The 26,846-nt window shown below is 63.8% G+C and carries 26 protein-coding genes; 18 read left to right on the top strand and 8 right to left on the bottom strand.

The window, feature by feature from the left end:
- Positions 1–55 precede the first annotated feature (55 nt).
- From ACCD07_RS09055 to ACCD07_RS09040, 4 genes are all read left to right on the top strand, one after another.
- Positions 56–805 carry an electron transfer flavoprotein subunit beta/FixA family protein gene (locus ACCD07_RS09055; protein WP_176654963.1) on the top strand — a complete coding sequence of 250 codons (750 nt, stop codon included), beginning with the start codon at positions 56–58 and terminating at the stop codon, positions 803–805.
- Positions 806–815: 10 nt separating this feature from the next.
- On the top strand, positions 816–1,748 hold the full coding sequence (locus ACCD07_RS09050; RefSeq protein ID WP_413447137.1) for an electron transfer flavoprotein subunit alpha/FixB family protein: 933 nt from the start codon (positions 816–818) through the stop codon (positions 1,746–1,748).
- Between the two features lie 74 nt (positions 1,749–1,822).
- Complete coding sequence (locus tag ACCD07_RS09045; protein ID WP_176654965.1) at positions 1,823–3,613, top strand: acyl-CoA dehydrogenase; 1,791 nt, start codon at positions 1,823–1,825, stop codon at positions 3,611–3,613.
- Between the two features lie 93 nt (positions 3,614–3,706).
- Positions 3,707–4,462, top strand: coding sequence for a metallophosphoesterase family protein (locus tag ACCD07_RS09040; RefSeq protein ID WP_413447136.1), 756 nt, complete (start codon positions 3,707–3,709; stop codon positions 4,460–4,462).
- Between the two features lie 32 nt (positions 4,463–4,494).
- Here ACCD07_RS09040 and ACCD07_RS09035 read toward each other — a convergent pair whose 3' ends face one another.
- Genes ACCD07_RS09035 through ACCD07_RS09020 form a run of 4 tightly spaced genes read right to left on the bottom strand, consistent with a single transcriptional unit; the run spans position 4,495 to position 8,782 of the window.
- Entirely contained in the window at positions 4,495–5,823 is a 1,329-nt protein-coding gene (locus ACCD07_RS09035) for a dicarboxylate/amino acid:cation symporter (RefSeq protein WP_413447135.1), read from the bottom strand.
- A gap of 34 nt (positions 5,824–5,857) precedes the next feature.
- A complete protein-coding gene (leuD, locus tag ACCD07_RS09030; RefSeq protein WP_413447134.1) occupies positions 5,858–6,469 on the bottom strand; it encodes a 3-isopropylmalate dehydratase small subunit in 612 nt (203 codons plus the stop codon).
- On the bottom strand, positions 6,462–7,883 hold the full coding sequence (gene leuC / locus ACCD07_RS09025; RefSeq protein ID WP_413447133.1) for a 3-isopropylmalate dehydratase large subunit: 1,422 nt from the start codon (positions 7,881–7,883) through the stop codon (positions 6,462–6,464). Before leuC ends, leuD begins: the two co-directional genes overlap by 8 nt.
- Before the next feature lie 11 nt (positions 7,884–7,894).
- Positions 7,895–8,782 (bottom strand): alpha/beta fold hydrolase, encoded by an 888-nt coding sequence (locus tag ACCD07_RS09020; RefSeq protein WP_413447132.1) that lies wholly within the window; start codon positions 8,780–8,782, stop codon positions 7,895–7,897.
- An 88-nt stretch (positions 8,783–8,870) separates the two neighbouring features.
- On the opposite strand from ACCD07_RS09020, the gene ACCD07_RS09015 reads away from it, so the two are divergent.
- Positions 8,871–9,776: a LysR family transcriptional regulator gene (locus ACCD07_RS09015; protein WP_176654971.1), complete on the top strand. Its 906-nt coding sequence runs from the start codon at positions 8,871–8,873 to the stop codon at positions 9,774–9,776.
- Between the two features lies 1 nt (position 9,777).
- Here the strand turns inward: ACCD07_RS09015 and ACCD07_RS09010 are convergent, their stop codons facing one another.
- The 3 genes from ACCD07_RS09010 to ACCD07_RS09000 all read right to left on the bottom strand — a co-directional run bounded on the left by ACCD07_RS09010 (position 9,778) and on the right by ACCD07_RS09000 (position 11,873).
- Positions 9,778–10,761 (bottom strand): proline dehydrogenase family protein, encoded by a 984-nt coding sequence (locus tag ACCD07_RS09010; protein WP_413447131.1) that lies wholly within the window; start codon positions 10,759–10,761, stop codon positions 9,778–9,780.
- Between the two features lie 80 nt (positions 10,762–10,841).
- Entirely contained in the window at positions 10,842–11,429 is a 588-nt protein-coding gene (locus ACCD07_RS09005) for a glycine zipper 2TM domain-containing protein (RefSeq protein ID WP_353400530.1), read from the bottom strand.
- Positions 11,430–11,444: 15 nt separating this feature from the next.
- Complete coding sequence (locus ACCD07_RS09000) at positions 11,445–11,873, bottom strand: hypothetical protein (RefSeq protein ID WP_413447130.1); 429 nt, start codon at positions 11,871–11,873, stop codon at positions 11,445–11,447.
- A 220-nt stretch (positions 11,874–12,093) separates the two neighbouring features.
- Between ACCD07_RS09000 and rpsP the strand changes: the two genes are divergently transcribed.
- The 13 genes from rpsP to ACCD07_RS08935 all read left to right on the top strand — a co-directional run bounded on the left by rpsP (position 12,094) and on the right by ACCD07_RS08935 (position 25,795).
- On the top strand, positions 12,094–12,339 hold the full coding sequence (gene rpsP / locus ACCD07_RS08995; RefSeq protein ID WP_008446017.1) for a 30S ribosomal protein S16: 246 nt from the start codon (positions 12,094–12,096) through the stop codon (positions 12,337–12,339).
- A 14-nt stretch (positions 12,340–12,353) separates the two neighbouring features.
- Positions 12,354–12,914, top strand: a complete 561-nt coding sequence (gene rimM, locus ACCD07_RS08990) for a ribosome maturation factor RimM (protein WP_353400536.1) — start codon at positions 12,354–12,356, stop codon at positions 12,912–12,914.
- 32 nt (positions 12,915–12,946) lie between these two features.
- Positions 12,947–13,693, top strand: a complete 747-nt coding sequence (gene trmD / locus ACCD07_RS08985) for a tRNA (guanosine(37)-N1)-methyltransferase TrmD (RefSeq protein ID WP_176654976.1) — start codon at positions 12,947–12,949, stop codon at positions 13,691–13,693.
- An 86-nt stretch (positions 13,694–13,779) separates the two neighbouring features.
- On the top strand, positions 13,780–14,166 hold the full coding sequence (gene rplS / locus ACCD07_RS08980) for a 50S ribosomal protein L19 (RefSeq protein WP_176654977.1): 387 nt from the start codon (positions 13,780–13,782) through the stop codon (positions 14,164–14,166).
- 67 nt (positions 14,167–14,233) lie between these two features.
- Positions 14,234–14,899, top strand: a complete 666-nt coding sequence (locus ACCD07_RS08975; RefSeq protein ID WP_413447129.1) for a CoA pyrophosphatase — start codon at positions 14,234–14,236, stop codon at positions 14,897–14,899.
- A gap of 55 nt (positions 14,900–14,954) precedes the next feature.
- Positions 14,955–15,923: a CobD/CbiB family protein gene (locus ACCD07_RS08970; protein ID WP_176654978.1), complete on the top strand. Its 969-nt coding sequence runs from the start codon at positions 14,955–14,957 to the stop codon at positions 15,921–15,923.
- A gap of 224 nt (positions 15,924–16,147) precedes the next feature.
- Positions 16,148–16,483, top strand: coding sequence for a DUF3579 domain-containing protein (locus ACCD07_RS08965; protein ID WP_176654979.1), 336 nt, complete (start codon positions 16,148–16,150; stop codon positions 16,481–16,483).
- Between the two features lie 83 nt (positions 16,484–16,566).
- On the top strand, positions 16,567–19,323 hold the full coding sequence (locus ACCD07_RS08960; RefSeq protein ID WP_413447128.1) for a M16 family metallopeptidase: 2,757 nt from the start codon (positions 16,567–16,569) through the stop codon (positions 19,321–19,323).
- Between the two features lie 16 nt (positions 19,324–19,339).
- Entirely contained in the window at positions 19,340–19,615 is a 276-nt protein-coding gene (locus ACCD07_RS08955; RefSeq protein WP_413447127.1) for an acylphosphatase, read from the top strand.
- A gap of 679 nt (positions 19,616–20,294) precedes the next feature.
- Positions 20,295–23,237, top strand: coding sequence for a TonB-dependent receptor (locus tag ACCD07_RS08950; protein ID WP_413447126.1), 2,943 nt, complete (start codon positions 20,295–20,297; stop codon positions 23,235–23,237).
- 142 nt (positions 23,238–23,379) lie between these two features.
- Positions 23,380–24,393, top strand: a complete 1,014-nt coding sequence (locus ACCD07_RS08945; RefSeq protein ID WP_176654983.1) for a cupin-like domain-containing protein — start codon at positions 23,380–23,382, stop codon at positions 24,391–24,393.
- A 42-nt stretch (positions 24,394–24,435) separates the two neighbouring features.
- Positions 24,436–24,900: an Rrf2 family transcriptional regulator gene (locus ACCD07_RS08940; protein ID WP_176654984.1), complete on the top strand. Its 465-nt coding sequence runs from the start codon at positions 24,436–24,438 to the stop codon at positions 24,898–24,900.
- A complete protein-coding gene (locus tag ACCD07_RS08935; protein WP_413447125.1) occupies positions 24,875–25,795 on the top strand; it encodes an NAD(P)/FAD-dependent oxidoreductase in 921 nt (306 codons plus the stop codon). The genes ACCD07_RS08940 and ACCD07_RS08935 overlap by 26 nt, the downstream gene beginning before the upstream one ends.
- Before the next feature lie 10 nt (positions 25,796–25,805).
- Here the strand turns inward: ACCD07_RS08935 and ACCD07_RS08930 are convergent, their stop codons facing one another.
- Positions 25,806–26,777, bottom strand: coding sequence for a cupin-like domain-containing protein (locus tag ACCD07_RS08930; RefSeq protein WP_413447124.1), 972 nt, complete (start codon positions 26,775–26,777; stop codon positions 25,806–25,808).
- Positions 26,778–26,846 lie beyond the last annotated feature (69 nt).

Below are 26,846 nucleotides of genomic sequence, written 5' to 3'. Positions count from 1 at the left end.
TAATCTAGCCCACATTATTTGTCCCGAATTCTTTAATTTTTCCAAAGGCACAGCTATGAAAGTCTTGGTACCCGTCAAACGCGTGGTCGACTACAACGTCAAGGTGCGCGTCAAGTCCGACGGCAGCGGCGTCGATATCGCCAACGTCAAAATGTCGATGAATCCATTCGATGAGATCGCGCTGGAAGAAGCGATGCGCCTCAAAGAAGCCGGCAAGGTGACCGAAGTGGTGGCCGTATCGTGCGGCGTGACCCAATGCCAGGAAACCCTGCGCACCGGCATGGCCATCGGCGCCGACCGCGGCATCCTGGTGGAAACCGCCGTCGAGCTGGAGCCGCTGGCGGTGGCCAAGCTGCTCAAGGCGCTGGCGGACAAGGAACAGCCGCAACTGATCATCCTGGGCAAGCAGGCGATCGACGACGATTCCAACCAGACCGGCCAGATGCTGGCTGCGCTGCTGGGCTGGCCGCAAGCGACGTTCGCGTCGAAAGTGGTGCTGGAAGACGGCAAGGTCACCGTGACCCGCGAAGTGGACGGCGGCCTGGAAACGCTGGCGCTGACCTTGCCGGCCATCGTCACCACCGACCTGCGCCTGAACGAGCCGCGCTATGTGACGCTGCCGAACATCATGAAGGCCAAGAAAAAACCGCTGGATGTGACCAAGCCAGAAGACCTGGGCGTCGATGTGACCCCGCGTCTGAAAACCCTGAAAGTCGTCGAGCCTGCAAAACGCTCGGCCGGCATCAAGGTACCGGACGTCGCCACCCTGGTCGCAAAACTGCGCACCGAAGCCAAAGTCATCTAAAGGAACAACCATGGTCGCATTAGTTATCGCCGAACACGACAACGCTAGCCTGAAAGGCAGCACCCTCCACACCGTGACCGCTGCCGCCCAGTGCGGTGGCGACGTGCACGTCCTGGTTGCCGGCTCGAACGCCGGCGCCGCAGCCGAAGCAGCCGCGCAAATCGCCGGCGTGTCGAAAGTCATCGTGGCCGACGCCGCTTACTTCGCCGACGGCCTGGCCGAGAACATCGCCGAGCAAGTGCTGGCGCTGGCCGGTTCGTACAGCCACATCCTGGCCCCGGCCACCGCCTACGGCAAGAACATCCTGCCGCGCGTGGCCGCCAAGCTGGACGTGGCGCAGATTTCCGAAATCACCAAGGTCGACTCGCCGGACACCTTCGAGCGTCCTATCTACGCCGGCAACGCGATCGCCTACGTGCAATCGTCGGACAAGATCAAGGTCATCACCGTGCGTTCGACCGGCTTCGACGCCGCCGCCGCCACCGGCGGTTCGGCCGCGACCGAAACCGTCGCCGCAGTTGCCGACATCGGCAAATCGGCCTTCGTCGGCCGCGAGCTGGCCAAGTCGGACCGTCCTGAGCTGACCGCCGCCAAGATCATCGTTTCCGGCGGCCGCGGCATGGGCTCGGGCGAAGCGTTCAAGATCCTGGAACCGCTGGCGGACAAGCTGAACGCCGCCATGGGCGCATCGCGCGCCGCCGTCGACGCCGGCTATGTGCCGAACGACTGGCAGGTGGGCCAGACCGGCAAGATCGTCGCGCCGACGCTGTACATCGCCGTCGGCATCTCCGGCGCGATCCAGCACCTGGCCGGCATGAAGGATTCGAAGACCATCGTGGCGATCAACAAAGATCCTGAAGCGCCGATCTTCTCCGTTGCCGACTACGGCATCGTCGGCGACCTGTTCGAAATCGTGCCGCAACTGGTTGCTGAACTGGGCTAAGCCCGCGCACCGCACATCAGGCCACGCTGATCCGGAACGCCGGATTGCCGTGGCCTTTTTCTTGGAGACATAAGATGCCATATCAAGCACCCCTGAAAGACATGCTGTTCGTGATGAACGAACTGGCCGACCTGGCCGGCGTCAACGCGCTGCCGGGCAACGAAGACGCGACCCCGGACACCGCCGAAGCCGTGCTGGAAGAGAACGCGAAATTCGTCAGCGGCGTGGTCGCGCCGTTGAACAACCCGAGCGATAAGGAACCGAGCTGGTGGCACGACGGCCAGGTCACCACCTCCAAGGGCTTCAAGGAAGCCTTCAAGGCATTTGCCGAGGCCGGCTGGCAGGGCGTGCAGCACCCGGTGGAATTCGGCGGCCAGGGCCTGCCGAAGCTGCTGGCGACCCCATGCATTGAAATGCTCAACTCCGGCAGCATCTCGTTCGCGCTGTGCGCGCTGCTGTCGGACGGCGCGATCGAAGCGCTGCTGACCGCCGGCAGCGACGAGCAGAAAGCCATCTATTTGGAAAATCTGGTGTCGGGCAAGTGGACCGGCACCATGAACCTGACCGAGCCGCAAGCCGGCTCCGACCTGGCCGCCGTGCGCACCCGCGCCGTGCCGCAGGGCGACGGCACCTACAAGGTGTTCGGCACCAAGATCTTCATCACCTACGGCGAGCATGACTTCGCCGAGAACATCGTCCACCTGGTGCTGGCGCGCACGCCGGACGCGCCGCCGGGCGTGAAGGGCATCTCGCTGTTCATCGTGCCCAAGTTCCTGGTCAACGCCGACGGTTCGGTCGGCGCCCGCAACGATGCGCATTGCGTGTCGATCGAGCACAAGCTGGGCATCAAGGCCAGCCCGACCGCCGTGCTGCAATTCGGCGACCACGGCGGCGCCATCGGCACGCTGGTGGGCGAGGAGAACCGCGGCCTGGAATACATGTTCATCATGATGAACGCGGCCCGCTTCGGCGTCGGCCTGCAGGGCATCGGCCTGGCCGAGCGGGCCTACCAGAAGGCCGTGGCCTTCGCCAAGGACCGCGTGCAGTCGCGTGACCTGGCCGGTTCGGCCGGCCCGGTAGCTATTATTCATCACCCGGACGTGCGCCGCATGCTGATGTCCATGCGTTCGCAGACCGAGGCGGCGCGCGCGCTGGCCTATGTCGGCGCCGGCATCAGCGACGTGGCGCACAGCCACGCCGACGCGGAAGTGCGCAAGGCCAACCTGGCGGTGTACGAGTACCTGGTGCCCGTGATCAAGGGCTGGTCGACCGAGATGTCGCAGGACGTGACCCGCGACGGCGTGCAGGTGCACGGCGGCATGGGCTTCATCGAGGAAACCGGCGCGGCCCAGCACTACCGCGATGCGAAGATCCTGACGATCTACGAAGGCACGACGGCGATCCAGGCCAACGACCTGGTCGGCCGCAAGACCGTGCGCGACGGCGGCGCCGTGGCCAAGGGCATCATCGCCCAGGTGCGCGCGACCGAGGCGCAACTGGCGGCGTCGGACAACGCGGACTTCAAGGCCATCCTGGCGCAGCTGTCGTCCGGCAGCAAGGACCTGGAAGCGGTGGTCGATTACGTGGTGGCCAACATGAAGAGCGACATCAAGGGCGTGTTTTCGGGCAGCGTGCTGTACCTGAAGCTGGCCGGCATCGTGCTGGGTGGCTGGCAGATGGCGCGCGCCGCCGTGATCGCTCAGCAGAAGCTGGACGCCAACGATGGCGACGCCGGTTTCTATAAAGCCAAGATCGCCACCGCGCGCTTCTTCGCCGACCACATCCTGTCGCAAGCCTCGGGCTTGCGCATCGCTATCATCGACGGCAGCGCCGGCGTGCTGGCGCTGAGCGAAGACCAGTTCTAAGCCGGTCTCGCCGCTTCACGAAAAGCAGCCTTCGGGCTGCTTTTTTTACGCCTATCGCGCTACACTGTGAAGTGGAACCACCCGGGAGGCCCTATGCGCATCGCGATTCTGTCTGACATACACGGCAACTTGCCGGCGCTGGAAGCCGTGGTGGGCCATATGCACCGGCGCGGCGTGGATCTGGTGGTCAATCTGGGCGACAGCGCCTCAGGGCCACTGCTGCCGCGCGAGACGGTGCGCTTCCTGATGGCGCAGGATTGGATACACCTGGCCGGCAATCACGAGCGGCAAGTGCTGGAGCTGGATCCCGATGCGCCGGACAATATGCAGCGCCGGCCTTCAGACGCTTATGCGCGGGCGCAGCTGGGCGTGCGCGAACTGGCCTGGATGGCGTCGCTCAAATCCTGCCAGCGGCTGAACGACCAGGTGCTGCTGTGCCACGGCACGCCGCGCAGCGATCTCGAATACTTCCTGGAATCGGTGGATCCCGGCCAGCCCCATGTGCGGCTGGCCACGCCGGAGGAGGTGGGACAGCGGCTGGGCGATGTGCGGGCCGAGCTGGTGATATGCGGCCACACCCACGTGCCGCGCTCCGTGCGGGCGCCGAACGGCACGCTGATCGTCAATCCCGGCAGCGTCGGATTGCAGGCTTACGATGACGAACATCCAACTTTTCACATGGTCCAGAACGGCTCGCCGGACGCGCGCTATGCCATAGTGGAGCGGATAGATGGCGCGTGGACCAGCGGCCTGATCGCGGTGCCGTATGACAGCCGTCCAATGGCAGAGCTGGCGCAGCGCAACGGACGCCCGGACTGGGCGCGCGCGCTGCTGACCGGCTATATGTAGCATCGCCGCTCAACGCCTGCCTCGTGCCGGGACTAGCCGGCCTGAACCAAGTCTCCGGTGGTGCCTGGCGCGTCGGCCGGGGCCGGCTCATCGTCCGGCACCTGCTGTCCGCTGAGCACGCGCTGCATGCGCTCCATGTCCAGCGCGCCTTCCCATTTCGAGATGACGACGGTGGCCACGCTGTTGCCGATGAGATTGGTGATCGAGCGCGCCTCGGCCATGAAGCGGTCGATGCCGACCAGCAGCGCCAGGCCTTCGACCGGAATCTTGCCCCCCATCGTGGCCAGCGTGGCTGCCAGCGTGATGAAGCCGGCGCCGACCACCGCCCCCGCGCCTTTCGATGTCAGCAGCAGGGTGCCCAGGATGCCCAGTTGCTCGCCCCAGGTCAGCTGCACATTGCAGGCCTGGGCGATGAAGATAGCCGACATGGTCAGGTAGATCGAGGTACCGTCCAGGTTGAAGGAATATCCGGTCGGTATCACCAGTCCCACCACCGGTCTGGCGCAGCCCAGTTTTTCCAGCTTGACCATAATGCGCGGCAGCACCGATTCGCTGGTCGACGTGCCCAGCACGATCAGCACTTCATCGCGGATATATTTGAGGAAAGGCCAGATGCCAAAGCCGGTGTAGCGGCAGATCAATCCCAGCACCACGAACACGAACAGGAAGCAGGTTGCGTACATGCACAGCATGAGCAAACCAAGTTGCTGCAGCGCACCGATGCCATACTTGCCGATCGTGAAGGCCATCGCGCCGAACGCGCCGATCGGCGCCAGTTTCATGATGATGCCGATCACGCCGAACAGGCTGTGCGCCGCCATGTTCAGCAGGTCGACCAGCGGTTTGACCTTGTCGCCGAACTGTGTCAGTGAAACGCCGGTAAGTATGGCAAACAGCAACACCTGTAGTATGTCGCCCTTGGTGAAGGCGTCGAAGATGGTGGTCGGAATGACGCTCATCAGGAACTCGGCCGTGCCGCTGTGCTTGGCCATGGCGGTGTAGGCGGCGATCGACTTGGTGTCCAGCGCATGCGCATCGATATTCATGCCGCCGCCGGGCTGCACCAGGTTCACGACGATCATGCCGATCATCATCGCCAGCGTGGTGACCACTTCAAAGTAGAGCAGCGCCTTGCTGCCGACTCGCCCTACGTCCCGCAGATTGCCCATCTTGGAAATGCCGGTGACCACCGTGCAAAAGATGATGGGAGCGATCATCATCTTGATCAGTTTGATGAAGGAATCTCCCAGCGGCTTCATCTCCGTGCCGAGGTCGGGATAGAACCATCCCAGCAACACCCCGGCGGTGATGCCGACAATGACCTGGAAGTAAAGCCTGGTATACAGCGGCGAGCGTTTCATAGTTGTCTCCATCATGTTTTTATTGGATGCATCATCAGGCGTGCAGCACGCGCGTCCACGGCGCCTCGGCGTGGTGGCGCTGCTCGAACGCCTCGATGTCGGCCAGTTGCCGCAGCGTCGCGCCGACCATGTCCAGGCCTTCGGTGATCATTTGTTTGTGGCGCTGGCCCAGCGTGAACGGAAAGGCCAGGCCGCCCGCGCTACGCACGCTCATGTCGACAAGGTCGATGGTGACGTGGCTGCCCGGAGCCGCCACCGTCTCGGCAGCCAGGGCGTCAACCTGGTCCGGCGCCAGCGTGATCAGCAGCAGCCGGTTGGCCAGCGCGTTGCCGAAAAAGATTTCAGCAAAGCTGGAGGCGATCACCGCTTCTATCCCCAGTTGCTGCATGCCCCACACCGCATGTTCGCGGCTGGAGCCGCAGCCGAAGTTGGCGCCGCCGATCAGGATATTGGCACCCCGATATGCCGCGCGGTTCAGAACGAACCCCGGCTTGGGCGTGCCGTCGGGCTCGAAGCGCAGGTCGTACAGCACGCCCTGGTCCAGACCTTCCTTGGTGATGATGCGCAGGAATTGCTTGGGCATGATCTGGTCGGTGTCGAGGTTGTCGATCAGCAGCGGCGCGGCGATGCCTTCTAACTTATGCATGGTGTACTCCCAGTTTGCGGACGTCGGCGATGTAGCCGGTGATGGCGGCGGCCGCAGCCATGGCCGGGCTCATCAGGTGCGTGCGGCCCGCGCGGCCCTGGCGGCCCTCGAAATTGCGGTTGGTGGTGGAGGCGCAGCGCTCGCCCGGCTCCAGCACGTCGTCGTTCATGGCCAGGCACATCGAGCAGCCCGGCTGGCGCCATTCGAAACCGGCATCGAGAAAGACCTGTGCCAGGCCTTCCTGTTCGGCCTGGCGGCGCACGCTGCCCGAGCCGGGCACCACCATCGCGCGCACGGCGGGCGCGACGCTGCGTCCGCGCACGATGGCGGCAGCCAGCCGCAAATCCTCGATGCGGCCGTTGGTGCAGGAACCGATGAAGACGCGGTCGACCGGGGTGCGCTCGATCGGCGCCACGGCCCGCAGCCCCATGTAGTCCAGCGCGCGGGCGATGGCGTCATGCGAGTGGGCGTTGCCGCTCGCGGCCGGATCGGGCAGCAGGCCGGTGACGGGCATGGCCTGGTCGGGACTGGTGCCCCAGGTGACGTAAGGTTCCACCTCGGCCGCGTCGAACACGTGCTCGACGTCGAACTGCGCATCCGGGTCGGAATACAGTTCGCGCCAACTGGTCATGGCTTGTTCCCATGCCGCGCCGCGCAGGTCCTGGGCCCGGGCGGCAACATAGTCGAAAGTGATCCGGTCCGGCTGGATCAGCGCGGCGCGGGCGCCGGCTTCCACCGCCATATTGCACATCGTCATGCGCGCTTCGGCCGACAGCGTGGCGATGGTGGTGCCGCAGAATTCCACCGCGTAGCCGCGCGCGCCCTGGGCACCTATGCTGCCGATGATGAGCAGGATCAGGTCCTTGACCGAGGTGCCCAGCGGCAGCGCGCCGTCGATGCGGATGCGCATGTCGCCGGCCAGCCGGTAGACCAGCGTCTGCGTCGCCAGGATGTGCTCGACCTCCGAGGTGCCCACGCCGAAGCCCAGCGCACCGAGCGCGCCGTAGGTGGTGGTATGGCTGTCGCCGCACATGACCACCATGCCGGGGCGGATCAGGCCGTGTTCGGGCGCGACGATGTGCTCGATGCCCTGGTCGGCGTCGGTGGTGTCGAACAGCCTGATGCCGAACTCGTCGCAATTGCGCTTCAGGTTGCGCGCCTGCAGCGACGAGGCCGGGTCCATGATGGTGCGCTGCGCGTTGTTGACCGGGTGCGTGGGAATGATGTGCGACACCACGGCCAGTTGCTGCCGGGGCCGCAGCACGCGGCGTTGCTGCGCGCGCAGCGCGGTGAAGGCTTGCGGGCTGGTGTATTCGTTCATGATGTGCAGGTCGGCGTACAGCAGCACGTGCTGCGCGTCGAGGCGGCTGACGGTGTGCGAGGCGACCAGTTTCTGGTACAGGGTGGATGGCATGGCACGGCTTTCTATGGCGTCTGGGTGGAGAGGAAAGGCAGTACTTCGTCGAGCAGCGCCTGCGGCGCTTCTTCCGGGATGTAGTGGCCGCAGTCGAGCGCCTTGCCGCGCACGTCGCTGGCCAGTGCCCGCCATTCGGCCAGCGGATCGAAGCACTGGCCGACCGCGCCGTGCGCGCCCCACAGGGCCAGCATCGGGCAGGCGATCTTGCGGCCGGCGGCCAGGTCGGCGCGTTCGTGTTCCAGGTCGATCGTGGCGCTGGCGCGGTAGTCCTCGCAGATGCCGTGCACGGTGGCCGGGTCCCGCAGGCAGCGCAGGTATTCGGCGTAGGCTTCGTCGGTGAACGGCGCCAGGCCGGCGCTGCGGCCGCCGATGGTGTGCTTCAGGTAGTCGCCCGGATGGGAGTTGATCAGCGTCTCCGGGAACGGCGCCGGACGGATCAGGAAGAACCAGTGGTAGTAGGCGGTGGCGAAGGCCATCGAGGTTTTCTCGTACATGGCCAGCGTCGGCGCGATATCCAGCGTGACCAGGCGGCTGACGGCTGCCGGATGGTCGAGCGCCATGCGGTAGGCGACGCGGGCGCCGCGGTCGTGCGCCAGCACCAGGAAGCGCTCGTGGCCGAAATGGCGCATCAGGCGCAGCTGGTCGGCGGCCATCGCGCGCTTGGAATAGTTGCTGTGGTCGGGCAGGCCGGCCGGCTTGCCGCTGTCGCCGTAGCCGCGCAGGTCGGCGGCGATGACGGTGTAGCGCTCGGCCAGTTGCGGCGCCACCTTGTGCCAGATCGCGTGCGTTTGCGGGTGGCCGTGCAGCAGCAGCAGACCAGGGCCGCTGCCGCCCTTGACGCAGTGAATGGGGACGTCGCCGACGTCGATGGTGTGCTGTTCAAAGTGAGGGAACATGATATCTCCTGGTTGCAGAGCATTGTATAACCGCAGATCAGGCATATAATTTGTGAAAATTAAATCTATTCTTTCTTCAGGATTAATAATGGATGCGGTCTCGGACCTGGCATTTTTTGCCCTGCTGATCAAACAGGGCAGTCTGGCGGCGGTGGCGCGCGAGCTGGGCGTGACGCCGCCGGTGGTCACCAAGCGGTTGGCGGCGCTGGAGCAGCGGCTGGGCGTGCGCCTGCTGAACCGCACCACACGGCGCATGAGCGTGACGCACGAGGGCGAGGTCTACCTGAGCAACGGCGCGCGCATCCTGGCCGATATCGAGGAACTGGAGATGAAGGTGGTCAGCAGCCGCGCCGAGCCGAAGGGGCTGCTGCGGGTCAACGCCAGCTTCGGCTTCGGGCGGCGGCATATCGCGCCGGCGGTGGCGGCGTTCGCGCGGCGCTATCCGGAAGTGGAGGTGCAGTTGCAGATGACGGAGCGGCCGATGAACCTGGTCGATGCGGCCTACGATGTCGGCATCCGCATCGGCGAGCTGCCGGACGCGCGCATCACGGCGCGCAAGATCGCGTCCAACCGGCGGCTGCTGTGCGCCTCGCCGCTGTATCTGGACAAGGTCGCGGCGCCGCTCACGCCCAACGATTTGCAGCGCCGCGACTGCATCGTGATCCGCGAGGATGAGGCGGCTTACGGCGTCTGGCAGCTGAACAATGGCCGGCGGCAGGAGACGGTCAAGGTGCGCGGCACGCTCAGCACCAACGACGGCGAGACGGCGCTGGCATGGGCGCTGGAAGGCTACGGCATCCTCATGCGCTCGCAATGGGATGCGGCGCCGTATCTGCGTTCCGGCCGGCTGCTGCCGGTGCTGGAGGAGTGGTCGTTGCCGGCCGCCGACATCTTTGCGGTCTACCCGCAGCGCCTGAACCTGTCGGCCAAGGTCGGCGCCTTCGTCGACTTCCTGACGCAGCGCTTCGCGCCGCACATGGGCGGCGGCTGGTAATTCAAGCCGGCCGGTCCATCACATCGACGATGGCCTGGTACACGCGCACCGGTTCCTCGGCGATGCGGTTCAGTACGTAGAGGAAGTGTTCGTCGCCGAACACCGCGTATTCACGGGTGGGGAAGCCGCGCGCCCTCAGGTCGGCGATCTGCTCGGTGCCGAGGCCGATCAGCGATTCGAATTCATACCAGCGCGGATCGATGCGCTCTTGCAGTATCAGCGCGCCGAGGTCTTGCTGGATGCCGCGGTCGTGCGTGGCGATCGAGCACTTGTGGCCGCTCAGCAGCAACTCCCGCGCGTGGCGGCGGTAGGCGGCCGCCAGCTCGGGGCTGTTGCGGTGATATGAGACCTCCTCCGACTCCAGGAACGCGCCTTTCACCAGCCGGATGCGGCCCGGGATCTTCATCAGCGACGGCAGGTCGCGCGCCGTGCGGTGGCGCTTGGCCGGCACCGTGATGCCGACATTGTGCAAGCCGTCTTCCCGGTGCAGCCGCGCGTAAAGCTGGTAGATGTCGTCGGCGCGGTCGATGGCTTCCATCGAGATCATCGCCTCGCGGTTGATCTCGGCGGCTGCCAGCGCGATGCGGCGGGCGTTGCGGTAGCCCAGTTCCTTGTCCACCGTCAGGCCCACGTGCGACAGGTCGAACGAGATCGAGCAGTTCAGGGTGCGCTGGCCGACAGCCTTGACCAGCTCCATGAACACCTCCGTCTCGGCCATCGCGAACGCTTCGTCGCGCACGCTTTCGCCCATGTACTCCACCGACGCCGCATGGCCTTGCGCGATGATGTGCTCGACGCGCTGCAGCGCTTCGGCCACCGTCCGGCCGGCAACATAGCGCTGCGACACCTTGTGCATATAGGGCCGCAGCAGCGGATCGTTGCAGAATTTTTCCTTGGCGGCCTCATCGAGCGCCAGCGTGCGCAGGGCGGTGGCGGCCTGGTCTACCAGCGCTTGCCATTGGGCGGGGAAGGTCGGTACTTGCACGATGTCTCCTGTAGTGGTCGAATCAGCAAGATATTGTGGCACAGGCGAAAAAAAACAGCCCGGAGGCTGTTTGTTTGACGCTAGTTGCGGACCAGGTTGCCGTTGTCGTTGCGGACGCGGTCGCCGCTCAGCATGCGCGGGTCGTGGTCGAAGTTGAAGCTGGCCTGCTTGCCGTCGTCGTATTGCACGTGCACGGTCCACTGCTTGGTGGATTTGGCCTTCTCTTCGATCTTCTTGCCGGCATAGGCGCCGCCGGCCGCGCCGGCCACCGTCGCCAGCTGGCGGCCATGGCCGCTGCCGACCTGGTTGCCCAGCAGGGCGCCGGCAACGCCGCCGGCGATGACGCCCAGCGCGCTGCCTTCGCCGGCCTTGTCGCTGACCACGATCGAGGTGACCTTGCCGCATTCCATGCAGCTGCCGGGCTTGGCCGGGCTGGCCTTGTACTGGGCCTTGGCCATGGTCATGGCTTTGTCGTATTCGGACTTGGCGTCGCGCGTGCATTGCATGCGGGTCGACGAGTTGCTTTCTTCGGCGCACAGCTTCTTGTCATCCGCGTAGCGGGTGGCGATGCGCTTGGTTTCGGCGTTGAATTGCTCTTTCGGGCTTTGGGCCTGGGCGGTGGAGCTCAGGCCGGCGATGGCCAGTGCCACCAGCATGGAACGGTTCATGTCTTGTTCTCCTTGTTAACCGTAGGAACCACCAGTGTACAACAAGTCAAATAAGCGTGAAATCGTGGCGATCAGGCTGCCGGCGCCCACCATCATGGCCGCCACCAGCACCACGGCCAGCGGCCAGTTGGTGTCCGATTGCTTGCCGGAGCCGGGGTTGAAGCGCGCGTCCCACTTTTCGTCGGACATCAGGCCCAGCACCAGCGCCTCGAGGAAGCCGACCAGGCCGGACACCATCAGCGGCAGCAGCTTGTAGAAACCGTCGGCGTTTGGTGCCGCCAGCGACACCAGCGCGCAGGCCGGCAGGGAGGCCAGGTGGGCCCACAGCCACGGGTCGCGCAGGCCGCGCAAATACAGGCGCTGCAGGCCCAGACCGCCGAACAGGAAGGCCAGCAGCGCGACCAAAGTCTTGTTTTTGTGGGATGTGTGGTGCAAAACAGTCATGGTTGTCGCTTAAATAGCCGGAAAACATGCAGTATCGGTCATAATACGGCCCCCGGCAGACCTTTTTTATGGTCAGGGCTATTGCCCCGCACGCCGGTTCGGGGGATAATCTTCGATTACCCCAACATTGCCCGATTATTTCATTAACGCTTGCTGCTTCGCGGCAAAGCGCGCTATAATTTGCGGCTTTTTCCGTCCTAGCACACTTTTTGGAAATATTATGGTCGTTATTCGTTTAGCTCGTGGAGGCGCCAAGAAGCGTCCGTTCTTCAACATCGTTGCAACCGACTCGCGCAATCGTCGCGATGGCCGTTTCATCGAGCGCATCGGTTTCTACAACCCGATGGCATCCGGTGGCGAAGTGCCACTGCGCATTACCGCTGACCGTCTGGCTCACTGGCAATCCGTTGGCGCCCAACTGTCGCCGACCGTTGCTCGCCTGGTAGCTTCGAACAAAGCTGCTTAAGTCTGGTTGCTGGTTTGACCGATAAGAATGCATCCGGGGTGCAAGTCCCCGACGATCTGGCACAGGTAGGCTTTGTCTTCGGTGCTTATGGCGTTGCTGGCTGGGTCAGGATTCGTCCTTTCTCGGAAGATGCGGATGCACTCCTGCAGGTGAAAACCTGGTGGATCGACAAGCCGAACCTGCACGATGTCGATGTCAAGCAGTGCAAGCTGCATGGCGGCGACGTGGTCGCGCAGCTGGTGGGAGTGACCGACCGGAATGTCGCGGAAGCGCTGAAGGGCGCGGCCGTGTCGATACCGAAGAGTCGTTTCCCGGTGTTGTCCGACGACGAGTTTTACTGGACCGAGTTGATCGGTCTGGAAGTAGAGAATTTGCAAGGTGAGCACCTCGGTACGGTGACTGACATGATGAGCAACGGTCCGCAGTCGATCTTGCGCATTACGCCAGCCGCGACGCCTGAGGCTGACCCGGAGGCAGCGGCGCAGGAGCGCCTGATTCCATTTGTGGACGCGTTTGTCATCAAGGTAGACAAGGCCGCAAAGAAGATCACCGTCGACTGGGGCCTTGATTACTAGTTTTATTAGCGCAACATTGAGGGCGGCCCGCCATGCAATTTGATGTCGTGACCCTGTTCCCGGAAATGTTCGCCGCACTGACGCAGTCGGGCGTGACCCGGCGTGCGTTTGAACAGAATAAATGTGGCTTGTCGTTGTGGAATCCGCGTGATTTCACCACCGACAATCACCGCACCGTGGATGACCGCCCGTACGGCGGCGGCCCCGGCATGGTGATGCTGGCCAAACCCCTGGAAGCGACGCTTAACGCGGCGAAGCAGCGCCAGACCGATGCCGGTCTGCCCGCGCCCCGCGTGGTGTTCATGTCGCCCCAGGGCAAGCAGTTGACGCACGAGCGCGTGATGCAGCTGAAGCAGGAGCCCGGTCTGGTGATCCTGTGCGGCCGCTACGAGGCGGTGGACCAGCGTTTGCTGGACCGCTGCGTCGACGAGGAAATCAGCCTCGGCGATTTCGTGCTGTCCGGCGGCGAGCTGCCGGCGATGGCCTTGATGGATGCCGTGATCCGCCAGATTCCAGGCGTGCTGAACACGGATGCCTCGGCGATCGAAGACAGCTTCGTCAACGGCCTGCTGGATTCGCCGCACTACACGCGGCCGGAAACATATGAAGGTGTGGGCGTGCCGCCGGTGCTGATGGGCGGCAACCACGCAGAGATCGAGAAATGGCGCCGCCAGCGCATGCTGGAAGCGACCGCGCGCAAGCGCCCCGATTTGCTTGTCAAAGCGCGTGAGGCAGGACTGCTCACCAAGCACGACGAGCGATTTTTGGCAGGCTTATAAACCTGCTTGTTTAACCCCCATCCTCTACTGGGCGAGTTTTTTAAAACTCATTGCGCGCCAGCATGATGGTTTATGGAGTCATAAAAATGAATCTGATTCAACAACTCGAGCAAGAAGAAATCGCTCGCCTGGGCAAGACCATCCCTGATTTCGCCCCTGGCGATACCGTGATCGTCAACGTCAACGTAGTCGAAGGCACCCGCAAGCGCGCCCAGGCATACGAAGGCGTGGTCATCTCCCGTCGCAACCGTGGCCTGAACTCGAACTTCATCGTTCGCAAGATCTCGTCCGGCGAAGGCGTCGAGCGTACCTTCCAGCTGTACTCCCCGCTGATCGCTTCGATCGAAGTGAAACGCCGCGGTGACGTACGTCGCGCTAAACTGTACTACCTGCGTGATCGTTCCGGTAAATCGGCACGTATCAAGGAAAAACTGCCAAACCGTCGCCCAGCGGCGAAAGCAACCGCAGCTTAATAGCCGCGTTTGTGTTTGGATGGAAGAGGCGCCGCTGGCGCCTTTTCTTTTATCTGGAGGTAGCAAGTTGGCCAAGCTCATGTTCGACCCGCAACAATTGCCGATTGAATCGATCGCCGGCGAAGCCGCCGTCGCGCCGGAGCGCCTGACGCCCGCGTGGCTGCGCGGCCGTTTCGCCGAACAGCCGCTGTGGACGCCGGAAACCGGCGAGCAGGCGCTGCCGGGCAGGGCGGAGCGCCCGCCGACCGCCGCCTCGGTGCTGATCCCGCTGGTGCCGCGCGAGAGCGGCCTGACCCTGCTGCTGACCCAGCGCACCGCGCACCTGACCGACCACGCCGGCCAGATCAGCTTTCCCGGCGGCCGCGCCGAGGACTACGACAGCAGCGTCATCGACACCGCGCTGCGCGAATCGGAAGAGGAGATCGGCCTGGCGCGCCGCCACGTCGACATCCTCGGCACCTTGCCCAAGTATCTGACCGGCACCGGTTATTGCGTCACGCCCGTGGTCGGCCTGGTCACGCCGCCGTTCGAGCTGGCGGCCGATCCGTCCGAGGTGGCGGAAATCTTCGAGGTGCCGCTGGCCTTCCTGATGGACGGCCTGAATCACCAGCGCCTGACGGTGGAGTTGCCGGGCGGGCGCCGCACCTTCTACGCCATGCCGTACAACGACTATTACATCTGGGGCGCCACCGCCGGCATGCTGCGCAATCTGTTCCATTTCTTGCGTGCATAGTCACACTAAGCTATCGTAGCGGGCATCAAGGCACTGCCGACTTAAAGGACCATCAATGACTTTTCTTTCCATTCTATGCGCGCTGCTGATCGAGCAAATGAAACCGCTGCGTGCGGACAATCCGATCTACGCTGAAATCAAGCGGCTGGCGTTGCGGATGGAAACCTGGTTCAACGCCGGCCACCCGACCCACGGCCGCATGGGCTGGTTCCTGATGATGGCGATCCTGATGGTGCCGACCGCGCTGATTTACTGGGTGCTGAAGCATTACAACTGGTTCCTGGCGGCCTTCGCCTGGAACGTGCTGATCGTCTACCTGACGCTCGGCTTCCGTCATTACAGCCACTATTTCACCTCGATCCAGCTGGCGCTGAACGCCGGCGACGACGCCACCGCGCGCGCCCTGCTGGCCGAGTGGACCAGGCAGGACACGGTCGGCATGGAAACGTCCGAGATCGCCCGCATCGCCGTGGAAAAATCGCTGATCACCACCCACCGCAACGTGTTCGGCGTGTTCTTCTGGTTCCTGATGCCGCTGGGCCCGGCCTGCGCCGTCATGTACCGTGTGTCGGAACACCTGGCGCGCGCCTGGAACGAGCCTGAACACATGCGCAACGAGGCGTTCGGCCAGTTCGCCGCCCGCGCGTTCTACTGGATCGACTGGTTGCCGGTGCGCCTGACCGCCGTGGCGTTCGCCGTGGTCGGCAACTTCGAAGACGCTATCTACGCCTGGCGCAATTTCGCCCACCGCTGGTCCGACGAGGCGATCGGCATCATCCTGTCGGCGGGCGGCGGTGCAATGGGCGTGCGCCTGGGCACGCCGGCGGAAAATGCCGCCAAGGTGCTGCCGGTGGATGCCGCCACCGTCGATGCCGGCGACGAGGAGCCGGAGGTGCTGCCGGGCGAGGAGCCCAATGTCCGTGCGCTGCAAAGCACGGTCGGCCTGGTGTGGCGCGCGCTGCTGCTGTGGATGATGTTGTTATTGCTGTTGTCGGGCGCCGTGTGGCTCGGAGCGACCCCCTAAGCGAGTACAATAGCGGCATTGCTGTGGTGCGGTAAGATGATTTTTCTGCACCAAAGTGGCGTAGTGCGCAGGAAAATGGATTGAAATCAATGGCTTACGTATTCAGGTCTTCTATAAGATATAATACGTAAGATTCTTACAGAATGATATCCGCCCGAGGCAACCCGTCGGGGTCTTCCACGCATTCTTGTTACCAACAAGTATCTACTCATAAGCAGCCGCCTATGGCAGAGTCAGTTCAAAAACCGGTAGAACAGCAGGACTCGTTCTTCATCCTTGGCCAAACCAGCGATGGCAGGCAGTTCCGTCCCAGCGACTGGGCTGAGCGCCTGTGCGGCGTGATGGCCTGCTTCAAGCCGGAAGGCTACGGCGGCGGCCGCGACTCCCACCTGCAGTTCTCTCCTTACGTCACGCCGACGGTCGTCAACGGCGTCAAGTCGGTGGTGGTCAACGGCAAGCTGCGCGCGCTGGAACCGCTGGCTTACCACTTCGTCATTTCCTTCGCCAAGGACAACGACCTGCAGATGGTCGACGCCTGCATCCTGCCCGAAAAAAACTGAAATTAAAATTTGCTTAAGCGTCTACCCACGATGGCGGGGTAGGGCGTATGCTGACTGTTCTTCAGTTTTTTTCGCGAGGGACCATGAACAACAGCCGTCTGAAACAAGCCGCCGCCGCCAGCCTGATGCTGTGCGGCCTGTCCTTCATCGCCACCGGCAGCGCCTGGGCGCAGGCCTTGCCGGCCGGCGTGGTCAAGGGACCTTCCGTCGAAGGCATCACCGAATACCGGCTGCCGAACGGATTGAAGGTGCTGCTGTTTCCGGATGCGTCCAAGCCGACGGTGACGGTCAACGTCACCTACCTGGTCGGCTCGCGGCACGAGAACTACGGCGAGACCGGCATGGCCCACCTGCTGGAGCACATGATGTTCAAGGGCGCGCCCAAGAACCGCAGCATCCCTCAGGAATTCTCCAACCGCGGCATGGAATTCAACGGCACCACGTCCTACGACCGCACCAACTATTACGAAGTGTTCCAGGCCAGCCAGGACAACCTGAAATGGGCGCTGGACATGGAGGCGGACCGCATGGTCCATTCCTTCATCGCGCGCAAGGACCTCGATTCCGAGATGACCGTGGTGCGCAACGAATACGAGAGCGGCGAGAACGACCCCTTCTCGGTGCTGATGAAGCGCATGCAGAGCGTGGCCTACGACTGGCATGCGTACGGCCGCTCCACCATCGGCAACCGCAGCGACATCGAGAACGTGCGCATCGAGAACCTGCAGGCCTTCTACCGCACCTACTACCAGCCGGACAACGCGGTGCTGCTGGTGGCCGGCAAATTCGACCCGGCGCAGACGCTGACATGGATCTCCAAATCGTTCGGCGTGATCCCGAAACCCAAGCGCAGCCTGCCGCCGTTCTGGACGGTCGAGCCGACGCAGGACGGTGAGCGCAGCTTCGTGGTGCGCCGCAAGGGCGACATGCAGCTGATCGCGCTGGGTTACAAGATTCCGTCGGCGCTGCAGCAGGACAGCGATGCGCTGAGCTTCATGTCCGAGATCCTGGGCGATACGCCGACCGGCCGCCTGCACAAGGCGCTGGTGGAAACCGGCAAGGCGGCGCAGGTGTTCAGCTTTGGCCAGACCGGCTATGCGCCCGGCCTGCAGTTCATCGGCGCGGTGGTGAAGGCGGGCGAGCCGCTGGAGCCGGTGCGCGATGCGCTGATCGCGACGGTCGAAGGCTTCGCGCAGACGCCGCCGACCGCTGAGGAGATGGAGCGGGCGCGCCGCAACTTCGCCAACGGCATCGAGAAGTCGCTGAACGATCCGCAGAAGGTCGGCGTGAGCCTGTCCGAGGAGATCGCGCTGGGCGACTGGCGCCTGCTGTTCGAGGGCCGCGACAAGCTGCCGAGCATCACGCCGGAGCAGGTGGCCGCCGCGGCCGGGCGCTATCTGAAGCGCGACAACCGCGTGGTTGGCAGCTTCGTGCCGGAAGACGCGCCGCTGCGCGCCGAGATTCCGCCGGCGCCGACGGTGGCCGAGGTGATGAAGGACTTCAAGGGCAAGGACAGCGTGCTGACGTCGGAAGTGTTCGACCCGAGCCAAGCCAACATCAACGCCCGCACCGAGATCAAGACCATCGGCGGCCTGAAGGTGGCGCTGCTGACCAAGAAGAATCGCGGCGAGGCCGTGTCGGTGGACATGCAGCTGCACTGGGGCGACGAGAAGAACCTGTTCAACACGACCATCGTCTCGACCGCCGCCAACGAGATGCTGATGCGCGGCACCAGCAAGTACAGCCGCGAGCAGCTGGCCGACGCCTTCGCCAAGCTGAAGATCTCCGGCAGCCTGTATCGCTTCGACACCACCGGGCCGAACCTGGACGCCGCGTTGCGGCTGGTGGCGCATGTGCTGAAGGACGCCAGCTTCCCGGCGGCGGAATTCGAGCAGCTGCGCCAGCAATGGCTGGTGGGCATCGAAGCGTCGCGCAACGAGCCGCAGTCGCTGGCGCGCACCGAGGTCGACCTGTACTTCAACCATTATCCGAAGGGCGACGTGCGCGCGCCGATGACGGTGGACGAGCAGCTGGCCGCCGTCAAGGCGCTGAAGCTGGAAGACGTGATCGCCTTCCATCGCGACTACTACGGTGCCAATCACGGCGAGCTGGCCATCGTCGGCGATTTCGACAAGGCCGCGATCAGCAAGACCATAGAGGAAAGCTTCGCCGGCTGGGACAGCAAGGTGGCTTACGCGCCGGTGAAGAGCACCAATGAGGACAAGGCGCCGCTGCACAAGAGCATCAACGCGCCGGACAAGGAAAACGGCTTCTACACGGCGCGCCTGAACCTCGACCTGAACATCGACGATCCGGACTATCCGCTGCTGGACCTGGCCAACTTCATCTTCGGTGACGGCGGCTTGAAATCGCGCCTGATGGACCGTATCCGCCAGAAGGATGGCTTGTCATACGGCGGCGGCACCGGCCTGCAGCCGGGCGAGATCGACCGCGCCGGCAGCTTCGGCATCGACGCCATCGCCGCGCCGCAGAACCTGCAGAAACTGGAAGCGGCGATCAGGCAGGAACTGGAGCGCGCGGTGAAGGACGGCTTCACCGCCGCCGAACTGGCGGGCGCCAAGTCCGGCCTGCTGCAGCAGCGCGTGCAGAACCGCTCGAAGGACAACGTGCTGGCCGCCGGCTGGACGCGCAACCTGTATCTGGGCCGCACCTACAGCTGGAGCAAGGACTACGAGGACAAGCTGAAGGCGGCGACGCTGGCGCAAGTCAACGCGGCCTTCCGCAAGGCCGTCGATCCGGCCAAGCTGAGCGTGGTGGTGGCGGGCGACGAAGCCAAGGCCAGGGCTGGCGCCGCGACGGCGCCGGCGAAGAAGCCGTAAAGTGCCTGGAGGCGCCGTGATTCGATTAATTATTGAAGGACGGGTGCAAGGCGTCGGCTACCGCGCCGCTTTCGCCAAGAAGGCGGCCGCGCTGGGCCTGGGCGGCTGGGTGCGCAATCGCCGGGATGGCTCGGTGGAGGCGGGCGTGGACGGCGATGGGCAGGCGGTCGATGCCCTCGTCGGTTGGGCCAGGCTCGGTCCGCCCGCCGCCTTCGTATCGAATGTCGTGGTCGAAGATGTCGCGGGCCAGGCGTCGGCGGACGGCGCCTTCAAGATCCTGCCGACGCTGTAAACTCCCCAGCCCCGGGAACGGAAGCAGTCCGAGCGATCAGAGTCGTGGCGGTAATGCCACACTTTGCAAGTTTGCTTCCGGGGTACTCCGATTCTTCCACCCGAGTCCGGCTCCTGTGCAGCCGCGACGATAGCGTTATTTTTCCGTCATCAAGTAGATACCTTATTGGTAGCAAATGGTAGCGTATAACAATTGAAATATATTTTTGATTGACAATGACTTTTTAACCCTCTTACACTGAATTGATCGCGGCGCCTTTAGAAGGCAGCAGGCGACAAAAAACAATAAACCGCGGTAATGCGCCGGAGGAGACAAGCATGTTGGACAGTCAAAAAACAACCAAGACTAGCGCCTTGAAAACGTTAGTCATTTTTAATTTCACATTAAAATGGTTGCGCAATCATTTGCATTAGACCCTGTCGCGCCGGGTTCCCAACCCTCCCCAGCCCCAATCACCCCTTTCATCCAACCGTTTTCCGGGTTTTGCACAGTTCCCCGGCGGTCAGTTCGATCTTTTATGAAAACGTTTTCATATTCGGCCGTAAAGAGTTTTTTGTAGTGCCACAAGACACTGTTGCAAGACGCGTAACGGTGTTGATTATTCAAACGAGGAAAGAGAAGAGACATGCGACATCATCACAAAGCTAACAAGTTCCATCCCAACACCAAGCAGCGCTTAATGAGCCTGGCAGTTGCCAGCGCCTGCGCCGGCCTGGTTGCTCCGGTATATGCCCAGGAAGCAGCCACCTCGGCCGCAACCCCGGCAGACAGTTCAACCACCGTCGTCGTCACCGGCCTGCGCGCCAGCATGCAGTCCACGCTGAACCTGAAGCGCAACGCCGACGGCATCGTCGACGGCATCGTGGCTTCGGACATCGGCAAATTCCCGGACACCAACCTGGCCGAGTCGCTGCAGCGCATTTCCGGCGTGTCGATCGACCGCAGCAACGGCGAAGGACAGAAGGTCACCGTGCGCGGCCTCGGTCCCGATTTCAACCTGGTGCTGTTGAACGGCCGCCAGATGCCGACCACCGACCTGAGCGACCTGTCCGGCCGCTCGTTCGACTTCTCCAACCTGGCGTCGGAAGCGATTTCCCAGCTGCAGGTCTACAAGACCGGCCGTGCCGACAGCCCGACCGGCGGCATCGGCGCGACCATCAACGTGATGACCGCGCGTCCGTTCGACAATCCTGGCATGCACTCGAGCATCGGCATCAAGGGCGTCGCCGATACCTCCAACAAGCACCTGCCGGGTTCGCTGCAGGGCTCCAGCGTGACGCCTGAAATCTCGGGCATCTACACCAACACCAGCGAAGACGGCCGTTTCGGCGTGGCGCTGAGCGGCAGCTACCAGGTGCGCGATTCGGGCTTCAACCGCGCCGGCCTGGCCAACGGCTACCAGGGGCCGTACCTGGGTTCGGACACCACCGCCGGCTCGACCCTGCCGCAGCCAGGCCAGCCGGGTTCGCAGAACATCACCAACCGTCCCGGTCCTACCGACCTGTATTCGATCCCGCAGAACTTCGGCTACGGCGTCAACGGCATCGAGCGCCAGCGCACCAATGGCCAGCTGGCCTTGCAGTTCCGTCCAGTCAAGGAGCTGACCACCACGCTGGACCTGACCTATTCGGAAAACAAGGTCCAGACCAAGCGTAACGAGTTGAGCGTCTGGTTCGGCCAAACGCCAACCTCGACCAGCACCTGGCCGGGCGGCCACGTGCAGTCGCCGCTGGTGTATTCGGAAGTCTATTCGACCCCGCAGGACATCTCGGTCATCGGCGGCGACTATGCCACCAAGACCAAGAACCAGTCGATCGGCTTCAACACCGTATGGAAGTACTCGCCGAAAGTGCGTCTGGAGTTCGATGCGCACCACTCGACCGCCGAATCCGGCGCGGACAGCCCGTTCGGTTCCGAGAACGACCTGGCCAACGCCAGCTTCAGCCGCGGCACCACCACCATCGATTTCACCCACAAGCTGCCGGTGCTGAGCATGCCTGCCGCCAACCTGACGGCGCAGCCGATCCAGGCGGCCGGTTCGTGGTTCCACAACAGCTATGAAAAATCGACGATCAACCAGGTGCAGGCGAGCGGCGCCATCCAGGTGTTCGAGGCATCGAGCGTCAACTTCGGCCTGGGCTTGACCGATTCGCAGAACCGTTCCACGTTCTCGAACGTGCAGAACAATACCTGGAGCGGCGCGACCAAGGCGTCGGACTATCCGGGCTCGCTGTTCCAGGCCAACAACCTGAGCGATTACTTCAACAAGATCCCGGGCGGCAATACGGCTGGCGCGTACAACACGCTGTACACCTTCGACTTCGCCGCCGTGCGCGCGGCCACGGCCAACGCCGTCGGCAACCAGGCAGCCTACCTGCCGAACTTCGCCACCGCCGACACCGATCGCCTGCTCAAGGAAAAATCGACGTCCGCCTACACCTCCTTCAACACCGATTGGGATACGGCCATCCCGTTCCATTCGTCGTTCGGCGTTCGCCTGGAGAAAACGGAAGTGACCTCGGTGGCGCAGGTGATGCCGGCGACGGCGCTGGTGTGGGTATCGCAGAATGAACTGCCGGTCACCTTTGCCGGCACCTCGATGTCGACCACGACCGCGTCGTACACCAACGTCCTGCCGAGCATCAACCTGGACTTCGATATCCGCAGCGACATGAAACTGCGCGCCAGCGCGGGCGAAACCATCGGCCGTCCACGCTACGACCAGCTGCAGGGCGGCCTGACCCTGGGTACCATCGCCAACACCTACAACGGCACCGCGTCGACCGGCAACCCTGCGTTGAAACCGGTCAAGTCGAAAAACCTGGACCTGTCCTGGGAATGGTACTACGACAAGGAAAGCCTGATGTCGCTGGGCCTGTTCCGCAAGGGGCTGGACAACTACGCCGGCCAGACTGTCGTCCCGCAACCGCTGTACAACCTGCACACCCCGGTCGGCGGCGCCTACTACAACGCGGCGCTGTCGCATGGCTGCACCGTGGCGGATACCAGCTGCATCCGCAACTACATCTTCAACAACTTCAACGGCCAGCCTGGCGTGCAGAAGACCGGCGTGAATGCCGACGGCAATATCGCCGGCAACATCACCGGCTTGCCGACCGATCCGCTGGAGAGCTTCCTGACCACCACGTACTCGAACCAGAAGTCGGCCAGCGTGAACGGCGCGGAACTGAACGTACAGCATATGTTCGGCCGCAGCGGTTTTGGCGTGCAGGCGAACTACACCTATGTGCACTCGCCGCTGAAGTACGACAACGCCAACGTCAACGACCAGTTCGCCATCCTGGGCCTGAGCAATTCCGCCAACCTGGTGGGTATCTATGAGGACAAGCAGTGGTCGGTGCGCCTGGCGTACAACTGGCGCGGCGAGTTCCTGGCGTCGACGGTCGACGGCGGCGGTCGCGCCGCTCCGGTCTACACCGACAAGTATGGCCAGGTGGACGTCAGCATCGGCTATACCCTCAACAAGAACTTGAGCTTCCAGCTTGAAGCGATCAACCTGGGCGATTCCATCCAGCGTCAGCATGGCCGTACCGAAATGTCGACCTTGAATGTCACGCAGGCAGGCCCACGCTACATGGTGGGTGCGCGCTACAAGTTCTAATCGGGTTATAACCTAACGAAACAGGCCGTCTGCCCGACAACGGGCGTAAGATGGCCTGTTTCATATCAAGCACTGTGAATTCCCATGCCCAAGGCTGTTTTACTCAACAATATAGATCACCAGGACCGAAAGAACCGCCTGAATGCCGCCTGCCATTAAACGCATCCGTGAAATCGAGGGCGTCGGTCCGCAGCAGCTGACGGACGAGATACTGACCTCGACCCAGCCCGTTGTCCTGCGCGGCCTGGCCGCTTCCTGGCCGATGGTCGGCGCGGCGCGGACTTCGGCACAGGCTGCCGACACTTACCTGCGCCGCTTCTACCGCGACGCCACCGTCAACGCCATGCACGGCGGCCCGGAGATAGAAGGGCGCTTTTTCTACAACGACGACGTCAGCGGATTCAATTTCAACACGGCGCGGGTGCGCTTCGACACGGTGCTCGACGCGCTGCGCGACCACCTGAATGACGACAAGCCTCCCGCGCTGTATGTCGGCTCGACCACGGTCGACACCTGCCTGCCGGGCTTCCGTGCGGAAAACGATATCGGCTTCGGCGCGCGCGATCCGCTGGCCAGCATCTGGGTCGGCAACCGCACGCGCATCCCGGCGCACTACGACTTGCCGGACAACCTGGCCTGCGTGGCCGCCGGCCGCCGCCGCTTCACGCTGTTCCCGCCCGCGCAGCTGGACAATCTGTATATCGGGCCGCTCGACTTTACGCCGGCGGGGCAGGCGATCAGCATGGTCGACTTTGCCCGTCCCGATTTCGCGGCGTTTCCGCGATTCGCCACCGCGCTGGAGCATGCGCAGGTGGCCGAGCTGGAAGCCGGCGACGCGGTCTTCATTCCCAGCATGTGGTGGCACCATATCGAGGCGCTGGACAGTTTCAATGTGCTGGTCAACTACTGGTGGCGCCAGTCGCCGGGCTTCATGGACACGCCGATGAACGCGCTGTTGCTGGCGCTGATGACGGTGCGCGATTTGCCGCCGGAGCAGAGGCAGGCCTGGAAGGAACTGTTCCGCCACTACGTGTTCGACAGCGATGGCGGCGAGGCCGGACATATTCCGCCGGCCGCGCGCGGGGTGCTGGCCCCGTTCGACCAGGACGCGGCGCGCAAGCTGCGCGCGCAACTGCTGAACATGATGCGACGATAGTGCCGCGTGCACGCTTTCCGATTATGTACTATCATTAGTTACATGAGACGAGACAGCAAACTATCTTCCATCCTGCACGTGCTGCTGCACATGGCGCACGCCGGGCGACCGTTCACTTCCGACGAGCTGGCGGGCTTCCTCGGCACCAACCCGGTGCTGGTGCGGCGCGTGCTGGCTGGGCTGCGCGAGCGCGGCTACGTCGGCTCCGGTAAGGGGCACGGCGGCGGCTGGAGCATCACCTGCGACCTGCGCAAGGTGACGCTGCGCGATATCTACGAGGCGGTCGGTTCGCCCACGGTGTTCGCGATGGGCAACCGCGATGAGAACCCTCAATGCCTGGTGGAGCGCGCCGTCAACGACGCGCTGGCCAGCGCCTTCGACGAAGCCGAGGCCTTGCTGATCGAACGTTTCAAGGACGTGACGCTTGCCGACCTGTCGGCCCGCTTCAACGACGGATACGCACATCACAAAGGAGCTTCCCATGCACATCCCCCATCCGACGACTGAGTTCGACGTCATCGTCATCGGCGGCAGCTACGCCGGCCTGTCCGCCGCCATGCCGCTGGCGCGCGCCCGCCGCCGCGTGCTGGTGATCGACGCTGGCCAGCGCCGCAACAGGTACGCCCGGCATTCGCATGGCTTTCTTGGCCAGGACGGCCGCGAAGCGGCGGCCATCGTCGCCGACGGCCGCGCGCAGCTGATGAAGTATCCGACCGTGCGCTGGCTGGAGGGCGCGGCGGAGCAGGCGGCGCGAACGGAGCACGGCTTTCGCGTCACGCTGAGCGACGGCAGCACGTTCCAGTCACTGAGGCTGGTGCTGGCCACCGGCGTGGTCGACGAGTTGCCACCTGTCGCCGGCCTGACCGAGCGCTGGGGCAGCAGCGCCTTCCACTGCCCGTACTGCCATGGCTATGAATTGATGGAGGGCGCGATCGGCGTGCTGGCCACCGGTCCGATGTCGATCCATCACGCGCTGATGCTGCCGGACTGGGGGCGGGTGACGTTCTTCCTCAACGGCGCGTTCGAGCCGGACGAGGCGCAGCTGGCATCGCTGAAGGAGCGCGGTGTCGCGATAGAGTGCACGCCGGTCAAGGCCATCGGCGGCCATGCCGCCGTCGAACTCAAGGATGGTCGCACGCTGGAGATGGCGGGGCTGTTCGTGCTGACGCGCATCCACAGCGCCAGTCCGCTGGCCGAGCAGCTGGGCTGCGCGCTGGAGCAAGGCGCGATCGGATCGCACGTGCGCACCGATGCGATGAAGGCATCCAGCGTGCCAGGCGTGTTTGTCTGCGGCGACGCGGCGCGCATGTTCGGCAACGTAGGGATGGCCGTGGCCGACGGCGGCATGGCCGGCGCGGCCGCGCACCAGTCGCTGATCTTCGGCCTGGACAAAGCCGCCTAGATGCGTTGCGTCAGGGGCGGCGCGGTGGGCGGGCGTTTTGCAGCACGCCCTGCTTGTGCTCCGCAATGTGGGCGCCCGGGTCTTGTTCCGGATCGAACACATAGTGCCGGAAGATCGCGCCCCATGCGGCGCGCACTTCCGGCGGCTGGTGCTTCATGGACTTCAGCGTGGCGACCAGCGCGTCGAACGTGGTGCCGGCGTCCGCTGCCGGCTGTTCGTTCTTCCACCAGTAGTTCACCATCATGTTCAGGACGCCGTTCGATTGCACGTGGTGCCACCACAGCGTCGGGATGTACAGCGCGTCGCCGGGCAGCAGGTCGGCCACCAGCGCGGCGTCCAGCGCCTGCCTGAAGCGCGGGTGCCTTGCGTAATCCGGATCGCGGAAATCGACCGTGCTGATGGGCGTCGGCGTCGGCGCGAAATCCAGCGGGCCGATATACAGGTTGTCCACCTGCTCGGGTGGGAACAGCGTGAAGCGGCGCTCGCCGCTGACCACGCAAGCGAGGTTGTAGGATTCGTCGAAGTGCGCGGGCGTGGTGATGGTATTGCCCAGCCAGATGCGCGGACGCACCGACGGCGGCAGGGCGGGGGCGACATTCTCCAGCGCGAAGCGCGGCAGGCAGTCGTCGATCAGCGCGCTCTGCACCGCCACCGACGGTGGCGCGTCGAACTGCGAGTAGCGCGCCAGCTGTTCGATCACTTTCGATACCGGCACCTTGTTGCGGACGAAGTTGAAGCCTTCCATGTCCGGCTTGTAGAACAGGCGTCCGCGCTCGGCCGGGGGCGTCATCACCGCGTCGACTTCGTGGCCGCTGTCGAAATCCATCAGATATTGGCATAGCGCTTCCGGCGACTGCCGCGCCTTGTGCACGGCCGGCCAGTGCCTGACGAAGCCGCGCAGGACGGCCGGGCGGTAGCTGCCGGCGATGTCGCTGAAGAAGCGGGCCGGATCCAGGTCGCGGTATTCGATAGGCTGGTTCATGAAACGTATGATCGCATAAAAAAAACCGCCAGGGCCGGGAGAGCCGTGGCGGGAACAGACTACACAATG

The sequence above is a fragment of the Duganella sp. Dugasp56 genome (assembly GCF_047304105.1).
Lineage (GTDB): Bacteria > Pseudomonadota > Gammaproteobacteria > Burkholderiales > Burkholderiaceae_D > Rugamonas > Rugamonas hordei.
The sequence above is the reverse complement of the archived record's forward strand: the minus strand, read 5'-3'. Positions and strand labels throughout refer to the sequence as shown.

Bases quoted from the DNA above. Each gene is read 5' to 3' on its own strand.
- ACCD07_RS09005 (WP_353400530.1), bottom strand. From the start codon at position 11,429: ATGAACCGTTCCATGCTGGTGGCACTGGCCATCGCCGGCCTGAGCTCC.
- ACCD07_RS08930 (WP_413447124.1), bottom strand. From the start codon at position 26,777: ATGAACCAGCCTATCGAATACCGCGACCTGGATCCGGCCCGCTTCTTC.
- leuC (WP_413447133.1), bottom strand. From the start codon at position 7,883: ATGCCATCCACCCTGTACCAGAAACTGGTCGCCTCGCACACCGTCAGC.
- rpsP (WP_008446017.1), top strand. From the start codon at position 12,094: ATGGTCGTTATTCGTTTAGCTCGTGGAGGCGCCAAGAAGCGTCCGTTC.
- ACCD07_RS09045 (WP_176654965.1), top strand. From the start codon at position 1,823: ATGCCATATCAAGCACCCCTGAAAGACATGCTGTTCGTGATGAACGAA.
- ACCD07_RS09050 (WP_413447137.1), top strand. From the start codon at position 816: ATGGTCGCATTAGTTATCGCCGAACACGACAACGCTAGCCTGAAAGGC.
- ACCD07_RS09040 (WP_413447136.1), top strand. From the start codon at position 3,707: ATGCGCATCGCGATTCTGTCTGACATACACGGCAACTTGCCGGCGCTG.
- ACCD07_RS08970 (WP_176654978.1), top strand. From the start codon at position 14,955: ATGACTTTTCTTTCCATTCTATGCGCGCTGCTGATCGAGCAAATGAAA.
- ACCD07_RS08965 (WP_176654979.1), top strand. From the start codon at position 16,148: ATGGCAGAGTCAGTTCAAAAACCGGTAGAACAGCAGGACTCGTTCTTC.
- ACCD07_RS09000 (WP_413447130.1), bottom strand. From the start codon at position 11,873: ATGACTGTTTTGCACCACACATCCCACAAAAACAAGACTTTGGTCGCG.
- leuD (WP_413447134.1), bottom strand. From the start codon at position 6,469: ATGCATAAGTTAGAAGGCATCGCCGCGCCGCTGCTGATCGACAACCTC.
- ACCD07_RS08950 (WP_413447126.1), top strand. From the start codon at position 20,295: ATGAGCCTGGCAGTTGCCAGCGCCTGCGCCGGCCTGGTTGCTCCGGTA.
- ACCD07_RS09035 (WP_413447135.1), bottom strand. From the start codon at position 5,823: ATGAAACGCTCGCCGCTGTATACCAGGCTTTACTTCCAGGTCATTGTC.
- ACCD07_RS09015 (WP_176654971.1), top strand. From the start codon at position 8,871: ATGGATGCGGTCTCGGACCTGGCATTTTTTGCCCTGCTGATCAAACAG.
- ACCD07_RS08935 (WP_413447125.1), top strand. From the start codon at position 24,875: ATGCACATCCCCCATCCGACGACTGAGTTCGACGTCATCGTCATCGGC.
- ACCD07_RS08945 (WP_176654983.1), top strand. From the start codon at position 23,380: ATGCCGCCTGCCATTAAACGCATCCGTGAAATCGAGGGCGTCGGTCCG.
- ACCD07_RS08960 (WP_413447128.1), top strand. From the start codon at position 16,567: ATGAACAACAGCCGTCTGAAACAAGCCGCCGCCGCCAGCCTGATGCTG.
- trmD (WP_176654976.1), top strand. From the start codon at position 12,947: ATGCAATTTGATGTCGTGACCCTGTTCCCGGAAATGTTCGCCGCACTG.
- ACCD07_RS08940 (WP_176654984.1), top strand. From the start codon at position 24,436: ATGAGACGAGACAGCAAACTATCTTCCATCCTGCACGTGCTGCTGCAC.
- rplS (WP_176654977.1), top strand. From the start codon at position 13,780: ATGAATCTGATTCAACAACTCGAGCAAGAAGAAATCGCTCGCCTGGGC.
- ACCD07_RS09020 (WP_413447132.1), bottom strand. From the start codon at position 8,782: ATGTTCCCTCACTTTGAACAGCACACCATCGACGTCGGCGACGTCCCC.
- ACCD07_RS09055 (WP_176654963.1), top strand. From the start codon at position 56: ATGAAAGTCTTGGTACCCGTCAAACGCGTGGTCGACTACAACGTCAAG.